This window comes from Burkholderia sp. E168m23, from assembly GCF_016586125.1.
Classification (GTDB): Bacteria; Pseudomonadota; Gammaproteobacteria; order Burkholderiales; family Burkholderiaceae; genus Burkholderia; species Burkholderia orbicola.
The window spans coordinates 1-12,244 of the sequence record NZ_BCPP01000093.1; the positions used below are offsets into that span (position 1 = coordinate 1).

9 protein-coding genes and 2 pseudogenes are annotated in these 12,244 nt (G+C 67.3%); 6 read left to right on the plus strand and 5 right to left on the minus strand.

Annotated elements, in window-relative coordinates; genetic code table 11:
• The 4 genes from JMF90_RS07645 to JMF90_RS07660 all read right to left on the minus strand — a co-directional run.
• Positions 1-184 (minus strand): aminotransferase class III-fold pyridoxal phosphate-dependent enzyme (locus JMF90_RS07645; RefSeq protein WP_201325018.1); only part of this gene is annotated, 184 nt, incomplete at its 3' end.
• A gap of 62 nt (positions 185-246) precedes the next feature.
• Positions 247-1,692 carry an aldehyde dehydrogenase gene (locus JMF90_RS07650; protein WP_041489558.1) on the minus strand — a complete coding sequence of 482 codons (1,446 nt, stop codon included), beginning with the start codon at positions 1,690-1,692 and terminating at the stop codon, positions 247-249.
• 261 nt (positions 1,693-1,953) lie between these two features.
• Positions 1,954-3,393 carry an APC family permease gene (locus tag JMF90_RS07655; protein WP_011549872.1) on the minus strand — a complete coding sequence of 480 codons (1,440 nt, stop codon included), beginning with the start codon at positions 3,391-3,393 and terminating at the stop codon, positions 1,954-1,956.
• 288 nt (positions 3,394-3,681) lie between these two features.
• On the minus strand, positions 3,682-4,626 hold the full coding sequence (locus JMF90_RS07660) for a helix-turn-helix domain-containing protein (RefSeq protein ID WP_011549871.1): 945 nt from the start codon (positions 4,624-4,626) through the stop codon (positions 3,682-3,684).
• Positions 4,627-5,154: 528 nt separating this feature from the next.
• Between JMF90_RS07660 and JMF90_RS07665 the strand changes: the two genes are divergently transcribed.
• Positions 5,155-6,483 carry an MFS transporter gene (locus JMF90_RS07665; RefSeq protein ID WP_011549870.1) on the plus strand — a complete coding sequence of 443 codons (1,329 nt, stop codon included), beginning with the start codon at positions 5,155-5,157 and terminating at the stop codon, positions 6,481-6,483.
• Positions 6,484-6,533: 50 nt separating this feature from the next.
• Here JMF90_RS07665 and JMF90_RS07670 read toward each other — a convergent pair whose 3' ends face one another.
• Positions 6,534-7,235, minus strand: a complete 702-nt coding sequence (locus tag JMF90_RS07670; RefSeq protein WP_011549869.1) for a FadR/GntR family transcriptional regulator — start codon at positions 7,233-7,235, stop codon at positions 6,534-6,536.
• Between the two features lie 233 nt (positions 7,236-7,468).
• Between JMF90_RS07670 and JMF90_RS07675 the strand changes: the two genes are divergently transcribed.
• From JMF90_RS07675 to JMF90_RS07695, 5 genes and pseudogenes are all read left to right on the plus strand, one after another.
• Entirely contained in the window at positions 7,469-9,013 is a 1,545-nt protein-coding gene (locus JMF90_RS07675; RefSeq protein WP_011549868.1) for a sugar ABC transporter ATP-binding protein, read from the plus strand.
• Positions 9,006-10,037: an ABC transporter permease gene (locus JMF90_RS07680; RefSeq protein WP_011549867.1), complete on the plus strand. Its 1,032-nt coding sequence runs from the start codon at positions 9,006-9,008 to the stop codon at positions 10,035-10,037. Before JMF90_RS07675 ends, JMF90_RS07680 begins: the two co-directional genes overlap by 8 nt.
• A gap of 42 nt (positions 10,038-10,079) precedes the next feature.
• Positions 10,080-11,027 (plus strand): ABC transporter substrate-binding protein, encoded by a 948-nt coding sequence (locus JMF90_RS07685; RefSeq protein ID WP_011549866.1) that lies wholly within the window; start codon positions 10,080-10,082, stop codon positions 11,025-11,027.
• Positions 11,028-11,062: 35 nt separating this feature from the next.
• Positions 11,063-12,080, plus strand: a pseudogene (locus JMF90_RS07690) (aldo/keto reductase).
• A pseudogene (locus JMF90_RS07695) lies at positions 12,077-12,244 on the plus strand (amidohydrolase); the annotation flags it as partial. The pseudogenes JMF90_RS07690 and JMF90_RS07695, both read left to right, overlap by 4 nt.

Consider the following 12,244-nt stretch of genomic DNA (forward strand, 5'->3'; position numbering starts at 1 on the left):
CCGGCCGGTTGTGACCGACGTTGACGTTCCACAGGCCGCCCACCCCGTCGAGCATGCGGTGGCCGTCGACGTCGTACACGTAGTTGCCGTCGCCGCGCTCGATGATCACGGTGGGGGTCGTATGTCCGGCGGCCGCCGAGCTCATCGGATGCCAGAATCGTTTTTGACGCTTTTGATAGTCCATGGTGTCTCTCGTTTCTCTTGCGAAGTGCTTGAACAGGTTGCGGCGCGGTGCGCGCCGCGGGATCACAGGGCTGCGGTGACGATCTTTTCCTCGAGGTACGAATCGAGCGCGGCCTTCGACAGGTCGCGCCCGATCCCGCTTTGCTTGGTGCCGCCCCACGGCAGGCGTGCGTCGATCGGACTCCACGCATTGATCGCGACCGCGCCGACGTCGAGCCGCTCGGCGACGCGGTGCGCGGTGCCGACGTCCTGCGTCCACACGGAAGCGGACAGGCCGAACGGCGTGTCGTTGGCGATGCGAACGGCGTCGTCCTCGGTCTCGAACGGCATCACCATGCCGACCGGGCCGAACACTTCGTCGCGGGCGATCCGCATGCCCGGATGGACGCCGCCCAGGATCGTGGGGCGCATGAAGCAGCCGCGCGGCGGCACCTGTTCGTCGCCGGCGAGCATGACCGCTCCTTCGGCGAGCGCGCCGTCGACGAGCGTACGCACGCGCGCGAGGTGACGCGGGTTGATCAGCGCACCCATCTGCACGCCGGGCTCCGATGGCGGACCGATGCGCATCGCCCGGGCCGCGTCGGCAAGCCGTTCCTCGAGTGCCTGGGCGATCGAGCGGTGCGCGAGCACGCGCGAGCCGGCCGCGCACGTCTGTCCCTGGTTCGCGAACATGCCGGCCATCAGCGACGGAATCGCACGGTCGAGATCGGCATCCGCGAAGACGATCTGCGCGGCCTTGCCGCCCAGTTCGAGCGTGACGCGCTTGAAGGTCTTGGCAGCCACTCCCGCGATCGCGCGGCCGACTTCGGTGCTGCCGGTGAAGCTGATCTTGTTCACGAGCGGGTGCGCGACCAGCGCGGCGCCGACTTCCGCGCCTATGCCGTGGACGATGTTGACGACCCCGGCGGGAAGGCCGGCTTCGCAGACGAGCTCACCGAGCCGGGTGATCGCCAGCGGCGTGTCTTCCGACGGCTTGACGACCACCGGGCAGCCGGCCGCCAGCGCCGGCGCGAGCTTCCATACCGCGATCATCAACGGCGCGTTCCACGGGATGATCTGGCCGGCGACGCCCACCGGCGCACGCCGCGTGTAGCTGAGCGTCGGGCGGCCCATGAAGCCGTCGGTCGGAATCGTGCGGCCCTCGAGCTTGTCGGCCCAGCCGGCGAAGTAGCGCAGCGTGTCGATGCACATCGGGAGGTCCATCATGCGCATCTCGGCAAGCGGACGTCCCTGTTCGACGGCCAGCAATTCCGTCAGCGCATTGCCGTCGCGCTCGACGAGGTCCGCCAGCCGAAGCAGCCAGCGCGCGCGGGCCGGGCCGCCGGCGCGGGCCCAGGCGTCGTCGTGCAGCGCGGCGTGCGCGGCGCGCACCGCGCGATCGACGTCTTCGGCGGTCGATGCGGGCACGGCGGCCACGTAGTCGCCGGTCGCCGGCGCCAGTTTTTCGAAGGTGCGGCCGGCCGCTGCGTCGCAATGCCTGCCGCCGATCAGATTCTGAATTTTCATCATGGTGTCCGTGTTTCCCAGGGGCGAATCGTCGGGCCGAACGGTGCGGCGGCGAGGGCGGCCGCCACCGTGCTGCTTCGACGTCGCATTCACTGTATGTCGATGAAATCGGGAGCCTTGTCCGCTATCGGCAATCGTTGCCGCGCGATCGGGCTAGGGAATACCCGTGCCGGCGCGACGCATCGCGGGGCGCGTCGGCAGCGGGAAATGCTCGGGGAGTGAACAACGAGACGACGGTGCGGCGCGGCACCGTCCGGGCGGCGGCTACTGGGCGGCGCGCCCGAGTTCGCGATACAGGTCGGGGTCGCTGCGCTTCAATCGCAGCGCGGCGCGGATGCCGAGCGCGCCGACGGCGACGAGGAAATACGGAAACATCGCGACGAAGGTCGAATCCGATCCGCTCAGCACGGACAGGTTGCGCACGACCAGCACGAGACACGCGCCGAGCGCGATCACGCTGACGAGCGGCGCGATCAGGCGGTGCACGACGCCGGCGTCCCGACGGTCGCGCGCGAAGAACGCGATCACCGAGGCCGCCACCAGGATCTGCACCGCGATGATGCCGATCGTGGCCAGCGCGCTCATCCACGAGAACACGACCGCGAACGGGTCGAGGCGAAAGGCCGCCGATCCGGCGATGGCCGCGAGCGCGATCAGCGTCTGCACCTTGCCGGCGACGTCCGGGCAACGGTGCACGGGGCACGTATGGCCGAGCTTGCGCCACAGTACGCGTTCGCGGCCCATCGCGTAGAAATAGCGCGTGATCGTGTTGTGGAACGACAGGATGGCCGCGAACAGGCTCGTGACGAGCAGCACGTTCATCGCGTCCGTCGCGATGCCGCCGAGCAGCCGGCCGCTGACGGCAAACCAGAGATTGGCCGGATCGCGCGCGGCCTGCGCGGCGATCGCGTGCTCGCCCCACGCCTCGACGATCGCCCACGACGACAGCGCGTAGAACGCCATGATGAGGATCACGGCCAGGTAGGTGGCGCGCGGAATCGTGCGCTTCGGGTCGCGCGCCTCCTCGGAGAAGATTGCCGTCGCCTCGAAGCCCATGTACGAGCCGAGCACGAACACGAGCGCGGTGCCGAGCCCGGGCGCGAACACCATCGCGGGGCTGAACGGTTTCGCGCTGAAGCCGCCGGTGCTCGCGCCGTGCGCGACGATCGCGAGATCGAGCAGCATCACGATCGCGATTTCACCGATCATCAGCATGCCGAGCAGCCGGCCGCTGAACTCGATGCGCCGCGCGCCGCAGAAGTGGACCGCGACGACGCACGCGAGCGCGAACGCCCACCACGGCACGTCGACGCCATAGTGCCGCTGGATGCTGTCGTTCAGGAAGAAGCCGAACATGCAGTAGATCGCGATCTGCACCGCGTTGTACGCGACGATCGCGACGAATGCGCCGCCCACGCCGGCAGGGCGCCCGAGCCCGTTCGCGATGTATGCGTAGAACGCGCCCGCATTGGAGATGTGCCGGCTCATCGCGGCATAGCCGATGCTGAAAATCAGGTACATCACGCCCGCCAGCACGAATACGCCCGGCACGCCGGGGCCGTTGCCGAGCGAGAACGCCGCGGGTGTCGCGCCGACCATCGCGGTGAGCGGCGCGGCCGCGGCGACGACGAAGAAGACGATGTGTGAGAGTCCGACGGCGTTCTTGCTGAGCCCCGCTTCGGACCGGGGTGACGATTCGTTCATGAGTAGTCCCGCTGGCCGGATCGTGCGTCAGGAGTCGACACCGGCATGCCTGATCGATAGCCCCGTGCCGCGCGCCGCTCCTGACGAGCCGGCAAGCGATGTCGACGTTCGCCGACGCCACGGGTGTGCGCTTGGACGGCCGCTCGATGCGGTGCAGCGCATGCGAGCCGGCCGACGACAAAATTTACGGTGGCGAAAAAACGGTCGTTGTCCGTTATCGGCAATCCGCACGTGTCGGCCGGCCGGGGGATTACCCGGATGCGGCGCCGCCATGCGTCTGCCGCAGGCTCAGCTCAGGCGCGGCGTGTGCGACGGCAGCTCGTGGAAATGCTGCTGGTAGTACGCGGAGAAGCGTCCGAAGTGGCAAAAGCCGAATTGCGCTGCCGCGTCGCCGATCCGTATCGTCTCGGGTGTCGTCATCAGGAAGCGGCGCACGGCGTTCAGCCGGATCGAGCGCAGATAGGCGGTCGGCGTGGTGCCGACCACGTTCTGGAAGCTGTATTGCAGCGTGCGGCGGCTGATGCGGAGGTGGTGACAGAGATCGAGGACCGTTGGTACGTCGTCGGATTCCAGCGCGATTTCCTGGCTGCGGCGCACGATGTAGCTCTGCGTCGATGCCGACGGCAGCGCCCCCGCATCCGGGTCGTCGGACTGTACGAGATCGAGCAGGATGCCGACCACACTGTGCGCGAGCACGCGTTCGTCGAACGCATCGCGTGCGGTGAGCGAACCGCTGTCGAGCGCCTGGCAAAGCACGCGCTCGAGGCCGTTCAGTGCATTGCCGTAGCGTGCGGGCGAGATCGGCAGCACCGGCTGCTTCAGGATGCGGGCGGGGAGGTTCGCGAGTTCGTCCAGTTCGCGGTCGGCCGTGAGCGTGCGGTCGATCGTGAACGCGAGCACCTCGGTGTCGCACGGCAGGTGGGCGACGAACTCCTCGCCGCCGCGCAGGGTCAGCAGGCTCGGACACTCGACGGCGCGCCCCTGGACCACGGGCGCGACCGCACTGGCGATCGGCAGCGCGAAGCAGAGCCGGTTGCGCGGCGCGAGGCCGTGCTGCATCACGCGCTGGTTGATGCGTTCGCGAAAGACGTGAAAACGCTGGCCGGCGACCTGGCGCAGCGTGGTCGTGGCGGTGCCCGGACTGATCTGGTCGTAGTGCTGCGACCAGTTCACGATCGCCTGGGAATGGAGGAACACATCCGAGAAGCACAGTGTTTCAGCGCGCAGGTTCATGGCGTGGCGAATGCATCCCGTTTCAAATTCGATCCCGGCCGAAGCCGGCTCATGCTGCCCGGGCGCGGGCAGCGCGGCTCGTCCTGCAGACGATCATATCCAGAAAAAAACACCGGGTGACCCGATCGAAAACCCGTTGACCCTCGTCGAGCGAGCACGTCGCGGAGGGCGACGGAGCGTAACCGAACCGAAAGAAATGCGGGGGTGCCGGACAATATCGACAAGCGACCGTCGTTGGCGATCGTGTTTTTTAAAATCTCATTATAAGGGATTGTATTTATTTATAAGGTCGGGTTTACACATGGTGTTGCGCGAGGTCTTGCAACGAGGGGAAAGCGGCCAATAAGATCGTAATACGTTGCTGTTTTCTTACAAAACTGACGAATGCGGATTTGGCGACGTGGTGTCTCACGGGTCAGCGCCCTCTCTCGTGTTAACTACCAATAAATCCCGAAATACGGGATTCGTATAATTGCTTCGCAACGCCTCGCTTGCTCGTGACGCATGTCCACATACCGGGAGCGGTCCATGTCCGAGTCACCCCCTGCCGTCTTGTATCGTCGGATCGCGCTGCGCGTGATTCCGTTTCTGTTCGTCTGTTACGTGATCAACTTCGTCGATCGCGTCAACATCGGGTTCGCCAAGCTGCAGTTCCTGCAGGACCTCGGCTTGAGCGAAGCCGTATTCGGCTCCGCGACGGCCATCTTCTTCATCAGTTACGCCGCATTCGAGGTGCCGAGCAATCTGGTGCTGGCGCGCATCGGCGCGAGCCGCACGCTCATGCGAATCATGGTGCTGTGGGGCCTCTGCACGGTGGCGCAGATGTTCGTGACCGGGAGCGTGTCGCTGTACGTGGTGCGCTTTCTGCTCGGCGCCGCCGAGGCCGGCTTCTTTCCGGGCCTGATCCTGTACCTGTCGTACTGGTTTCCGGATACGGTGCGCGCCCGTGTCAACAGCGTGCTGCTGCTCGCCGTTCCTGTAGCCGGGATGATCGGCGGACCGCTGTCCGGCTGGATCATGGCGCACCTGCAGGACACGATGGGGTTACGCGGATGGCAATGGCTGTTCCTGATCGAGGGATTGCCGGCCATCGCGCTCGGGCTGGTCGCGCCGCGGATGCTGAGCGACCGGCCGGAGCAGGCGGCATGGCTGTCGCCGCCGGAGCGGCAGGCGCTCTTGCGCGATCTGGACGCGGAGCGGGCCTCGGCCGTGGTCGGCCATGGCCGGGTGGGCGTGCTCGACATCGTTCGCAACGGTCGGGTGCTGGGGCTTGCGGCGATCTATTTCTGCGTCTACGTCGGCATGGGTACGGTGACGTTCTGGTCGCCGACGGTGCTGAAGGCGGCCGGGGTGGCGAGCGTCACCGGAATCGGTTGGTTGTCCGGACTGATTTCCGTGTTCACGATGATCGGCAACGTGGCGATCGCATGGAGTTCCGACCGATACGGCGAGCGCCGGTGGCATGCGGTGGTGTGCATGCTCGTCACCGCCTGCAGTCTGCTGCTCCTGCGCTTCTCGGTCGGTCACGTATGGATCACCGTGGCCTTGCTTGCGATCGCGCAGCTGTGCGCGTTCACCGTGCCGATCGTGTTCTGGACGATTCCGGCTGCCCAACTGACCGGCCGGGCGGCGGCGGCGGGCATCGCGGTGATCAGCATGCTGGGTTCGCTCGGCGGGGCGTTCAGTTCGTGGCTGGTCGGCGTCCTGTTTGCGCGGACCGGCGCGCCGTATGCCGGGTTCGGGGTGGTGGCGGGGCTGCTGGTGGTCGGCGCGGTGCTGGTGACGAGCCTGGTGCCGCGCACGCTGCCGGCGCGCCGCACGGCCAGCGAACGGGCCGCGTTGCAGGGCGTTGAATAGCGCGTTGCCGGCGCCCGTGCTCGCCAACGCGTGCCGGCGCCGGCACGCGGTCAATCCGGATCGGCTTTCAGGCCACCCTCGATCCACCGCGCTTCGGACGCACGAAGATGCGCGCGAATCGCCGTCTGGGCCGCAATCGGGTCGCCGGCCTGCAGCGCGAGCAGCACGTCCTCGTGCTCGCGCACCGCGGCGGTCCAGGTCTGCGGATTTTCCGCGTGACCGCGCATGGCGGCCGCGATTGGGTCGTGGCGGCTGTCGAACAGCTCGCCGACGAAGCGGGTGAGCACCGAATTGCCGGCGGCTTCCGCGATCAGCATGTGGAACTGCCGGTCGGCTTCGACCGGCGATTTGCCGGCCTCCGCGAGCCGCTTCATGCGCTGCACGGTGCGGCGCAGGCGTTCCAGCATGGCGGCCGTCATCCGCGCGGCGGCCAGCGCGGCGACGCTGCCTTCGACGGCCGCGCGGGCCTGCATCAATTCCGACGGACTGTCGCCGAGCGTGGCCATCGGGCCGACGTCGTCGGCCGCCGTGTCGCGCACATAGACGCCGGAGCCCATCCGGATTTCGATCTGGCCGCCGATTTCCAGCGCGATCAACGCTTCGCGCAGCGATGGGCGCGATACGCCGAGCGTCAGCGCCAGCTCGCGCTCCGGCGGTAACCGCTCGCCGATCGCGAATTCGCCCTGACGAATCAGCGCGACGATCTGGGCCGCGACCGATTGGTAAAGCCGCTTGGGTTCTGTCGATTTCATTCGATGGATCGGGATCAAGGCGCTTTGGGCGCAAGCGCGTGTCGCGGAGTCTATCACGCTTGCTGCATCGCCCCGTGCGGCGGCGCGTTCATTCGGATGTCCGGGTTTTCACCATTGGTAAGATCAGATGTGAATAATTAAATTGGCTTGACCAAAATGAGTTTGATTGCTGTAATTCAGCCAAATTGGACTGACCACGTAGTGTCGAGGTCGATCCATCCCAAGGAGACGCAATGGCAATGCCTCGCAATCTGCCCGGTCAGGCCGCGCACGACGAAGCCGACCAGGAGATCCTGCGCCTGGACGGGATTCGCAAGCGCTTCCCGGGCGTCCTCGCGCTCGACGGGATTCGCCTCGACCTGCGCCGCGGCGAGGTGCATGCGGTGTGCGGCGAAAACGGCGCGGGCAAATCGACGCTGATGAAGATCATCAGCGGCCAATACCTGCCCGACGAGGGTGCCGTTCACTATCGCGGCGCGCCGGTGCGGTTTCGTTCGGCTTCCGAAGCGCAGGCGGCCGGCATCTCGATCATCCACCAGGAACTCAATCTCGTCCCGCACCTGAGCGTGGCGGAGAACCTGTTCCTTGCGCGCGAGCCGCGGCGCGGGCCGTTCGTCGATACGAAACGCATGAACGCGGAGGCGGCGCGCTGCATCGCGCGCATCGGCCTGAACGTCGCGCCGACGACGAAGGTCGGCGTGCTGTCCATCGCGCAGCAGCAAATGGTCGAGATCGCGAAGGCGCTGTCGCACGATGCGCGCGTGCTGATCATGGACGAGCCCACGTCGTCGCTGACGGAAGCGGAAACGGTGCAACTCTTTCGCATCATCGAGGAGCTGCGCGCCGACGGCGTGGCGATTCTGTATATCTCGCACCGGCTCGACGAAATGGCGCAGATCGTCGATCGCGTGACGGTGCTGCGCGACGGGCGCCACATTTCGACGGACGATTTCGCCGACGTGAGCATCGACGACATCGTCGCGCGCATGGTGGGGCGGACGCTCGACGACGCCTATCCGTCGCGGCAATCGGTGCCGACCGACGACGTGCTGCTCGACGTGCGGGACCTGCGTCGCGACGGCGTGTTCGGGCCGGTGTCGTTCGCGCTGCGCCGTGGCGAGATCCTCGGTTTCGCGGGATTGATGGGCGCCGGGCGCACCGAGATCGCGCGCGCGATCTTCGGCGCCGATCGTCCCGACGGCGGCACGATCGCGCTGCACGGCCGGCCCGTGACGATCCGCTCGCCGCGCGAGGCGATCCGGCACGGCATCGCGTACCTGTCGGAGGACCGCAAGAAGGAGGGGCTCGCGCTGCCGATGCCGGTCGCGGCGAATCTCACGCTCGCGAACGTGCGCGGCATCGCGTCGCGCTTCGGATTCCTGCGTTTCGACGACGAGATCGACGTGGCGCGCCGCTACGTGCAGGACCTGGCGATTCGCACGCCGTCCGTGCACCAGCGCGTGCGCAACCTGTCCGGCGGCAACCAGCAGAAGGTCGTCATCGGCAAATGGCTGTACCGCGGCTCGAAGATCCTGTTCTTCGACGAGCCGACGCGCGGGATCGACGTCGGCGCCAAATTCGCGATCTACGGGCTGATGGACCGGCTCGCCGCCGACGGCGTCGGCGTGGTGCTGATCAGTTCGGAACTGCCGGAGCTGCTCGGCATGACCGACCGGATCGCCGTTTTTCATGAAGGTCGAATGACCGCCATTCTCGATACGAAACACACCAGTCAGGAGGAGATCATGCACTACGCGTCGGGGCGTTCCCATGCTTGAAATGACATCCGATCGAAGCCAGGCCGACGAACGGGCGGCGCGACAGCGGCGGCGCGACCTGATCCAGAAGTTCGCGGCGCTGGGCAGTCTCGTCGTGCTCGTGTTCGCGTTCTCGATATCGAGCGCGGCGTTCTTCTCGGTCGACAACCTGATGACCGTCGGCCTGCAGGTCACGTCCATCGCCTATCTGGGCGTGGCCGCCACCTGCGTGATCATCACCGGCGGCATCGACCTGTCGGTCGGCTCGGTGCTCGCGCTGGCCGGCGTGTGCGCCGCGCTGCTGGTCAAGGCCGGCGTGCCGGTGCCCGCGGCGATGGCGGCCGGCATCCTGGTCGGCGCGCTGTGCGGGCTCGTCAACGGCATCTGCGTGACGCAGATGGGCCTGCCGCCGTTCATCGCGACGCTCGGCATGATGCTCGTCGCGCGCGGCATCGCGCTCCAGATCACGGGCGCCCGGCCGGTATCGGATCTCGGCGACGCGTTCGGCGCGCTCGGCAACGGCGCGCTGCTGCGGATCTCGCGGATCGGCGCAGACGGCTTCCCCGACACGACCTTTCCCGGCATTCCGTATCCGGTCGTGATCATGGTCGTGCTGTTCGTCGTGGTGTCGGTCCTGCTGTCGAGAACGTCGCTCGGCCGTCATATCTATGCGGTCGGGTCGAACGCGGAAGCGGCCCGGCTGTCGGGCGTGAACGTGCAGGGCGTGAAGCTGTTCACCTACGTGCTGTCCGGCGCGCTCGCGGGCGTGACCGGCTGCGTGCTGATGTCGCGGCTCGTCACCGGGCAACCGAACGAAGGCGTGATGTACGAGCTCGACGCGATCGCCAGCTCGGTCATCGGCGGCACGTCGCTGATGGGCGGCGTCGGCACGATTTCCGGCACGGCGATCGGCGCGTTCGTGATCGGCGTGCTGCGCAACGGCCTGAACATGAACGGCGTGTCGAGCTTCATCCAGCAGATCATCATCGGCGTCGTGATCCTCGGCACGGTGTGGATCGACCAGTTGCGCAATCGCCGGCCCTGACCGGCAGCAAGCAGTCCCTACCAACGAGAAGCGGAGCGAGACATGAACAAATCCATCCTGCTGGCGGCATCGGCGTGCGTGTTCGCGGTATGCAGCAGCGGTGCGTATGCGGCGGGCGGCGAAATCGCGGTGATCGTCAAGACGGTCAATTCGAACTACTGGCAGAACGTGCAGAAGGGCGCGAAGGCGGCGCTCGACGGCGCCAAGGGCTACACGATGACGTTCCAGGGGCCGGCGGCCGAGTCGGACATCAGCGGGCAGGTCAACATGGTCGACAACGCGGTCACGCGTCACGTGGCGGGCATCGTGCTCGCGCCGTCCGATCCCGATGCGCTCGTGCCCGCGATCAAGAAGGCGTGGGAAGCGCACATTCCCGTCGTGCTGATCGACTCGGCCATCGCCGACGCCGGCAAACCGTACTACCAGGCGTTCCTGTCGACCGACAACGAGAAGGCGGGCGCGCTGTGCGCGAAGGCGCTGATCGACCGCGTCGGGCAGTCTGGCAAGATCGCGATCATGTCGTACGTGCCGGGCGCGGGGTCGGAGGTCAGCCGTGTCGGCGGGTTCCGCAAGTACATCGAGAGCCATTCGAAGCTGCAGGTCGTCGGCCCGTACTACTCGCAATCGCAAATGGCGACCGCGCTGAACCAGACGACCGACGTGCTGTCGGCGAACCCGGACCTGAAGGGCATCTTCGGCGCGAACGAGCCGACCGCGGTCGGGATGGGCCGCGCGCTGAAGCAGTCGGGTAAGGCGGGCAAGGTGGTGGCGATCGGGTTCGACGGCAACGAGGACCTGCAGGGCTTCGTGCGCGACGGCACCGTGCAGGCGATCGCCGTGCAGGGCTCGTGGCAGATGGGGAACCAGGGCGTGCGCACGGCGCTCGACGTCATCGAGCGCAAGCCCGCGCCGAAGCTGATCGATACCGGCGTCGTGATGGTCGACAAGCAGAACCTCGATTCGCAGGCGGCGAAGAACGTCCTGTACTGATCGCCGTGTCTCTTTCCCGCAACCAGTCACGCCTCATGAACGCAAACGATACGCGCACCTTGCCGCGCAGCGGGCTGACGGTGTCCGCGCTCGGCCTCGGCTGCTCGCAGCTCGGCGGCCTTTATCGGCCGATGTCGGCCGCCGATGCCGCAGCCCTCGTCGATGCCGCGTGGGCGGCCGGCCTGCGCTATTTCGACACCGCGCCGTATTACGGCTACACGCTGTCCGAGCGGCGCGGTGGGGGCGGGGCTCGCCGCGCGCGAGCGCGGCGCCTTCACGCTCAGCACGAAGGTCGGGCGGCTGATGCGCGCCGACGCGAGCGTGCGGCCGGGCGACGACGGCTGGGCCGAGCCGCTGCCGTTCCGGCCGGTCTACGACTACAGCTACGACGGCATCATGCGCTCGTACGACGACAGCCGGCAACGGCTCGGGCTCGCGCGGATTGACATGCTGTACGTGCACGACATCGGCGCGATGACGCATGGCGATCGTCACGCGCACTACTGGGCGCAGTTGACCCGCGGCGGCGGGTTTCGCGCGCTGGAGGCGCTGCGCTCGGGCGGCGAGATCGGCGGGTTCGGTCTCGGCGTGAACGAATGGGAAGTCGCGGCCGACGCGTTGAACGAAGCGGCGCTCGACGCCGTGCTGCTGGCCGGCCGCTACACGCTGCTCGAACAGACGGCGCTCGAACCGCTGCTCGACGCGTGCGCCCGGGAAGGGACGGCGATCGTGATCGGCGGCGTGTTCAATTCCGGCCTGCTCGCCGGCAACGGCAAGTTCAACTATGCGGACGCGAGCGCCGACGTGATCGACAAGGCGACGCGGCTGGGCGCGCTGTGCAAGCGCTTCGACGTGCCGCTTCCCGCCGCTGCGTTGCAGTTCCCGTTCGGCCATCCGGCCGTCGTGTCGTGCGTGATCGGCGCGCGCAGCGTGGGCCAGTTGAAGCAGAACATCGACTGGTTCGAGCGCCCCGCGCCGGCCGAACTGTGGGATGCGTTGCGCGACGAAGGGTTGATCGCGGCGCACGCGCCGGTTCCGGGAGCCCGCGCATGACCGCGCGGATCGACGCCCATCAGCACTACTGGCGAATCGGCGCGCGGGCCGGCTGCTGGCCGCCGGCCGAACTCGATGCGATTCACCGGGATTTCGGCCCCGCCGATCTGGCGCCGCTGCTCGACGCCGCGCGCATCGATACCACCGTCCTCGTGCAATCGCTG

Bases quoted from the DNA above. Each gene is read 5' to 3' on its own strand.
- JMF90_RS07675 (WP_011549868.1), top strand. From the start codon at position 7,469: ATGGCAATGCCTCGCAATCTGCCCGGTCAGGCCGCGCACGACGAAGCC.
- JMF90_RS07655 (WP_011549872.1), bottom strand. From the start codon at position 3,393: ATGAACGAATCGTCACCCCGGTCCGAAGCGGGGCTCAGCAAGAACGCC.
- JMF90_RS07650 (WP_041489558.1), bottom strand. From the start codon at position 1,692: ATGATGAAAATTCAGAATCTGATCGGCGGCAGGCATTGCGACGCAGCG.
- JMF90_RS07660 (WP_011549871.1), bottom strand. From the start codon at position 4,626: ATGAACCTGCGCGCTGAAACACTGTGCTTCTCGGATGTGTTCCTCCAT.
- JMF90_RS07685 (WP_011549866.1), top strand. From the start codon at position 10,080: ATGAACAAATCCATCCTGCTGGCGGCATCGGCGTGCGTGTTCGCGGTA.
- JMF90_RS07670 (WP_011549869.1), bottom strand. From the start codon at position 7,235: ATGAAATCGACAGAACCCAAGCGGCTTTACCAATCGGTCGCGGCCCAG.
- JMF90_RS07665 (WP_011549870.1), top strand. From the start codon at position 5,155: ATGTCCGAGTCACCCCCTGCCGTCTTGTATCGTCGGATCGCGCTGCGC.
- JMF90_RS07680 (WP_011549867.1), top strand. From the start codon at position 9,006: ATGCTTGAAATGACATCCGATCGAAGCCAGGCCGACGAACGGGCGGCG.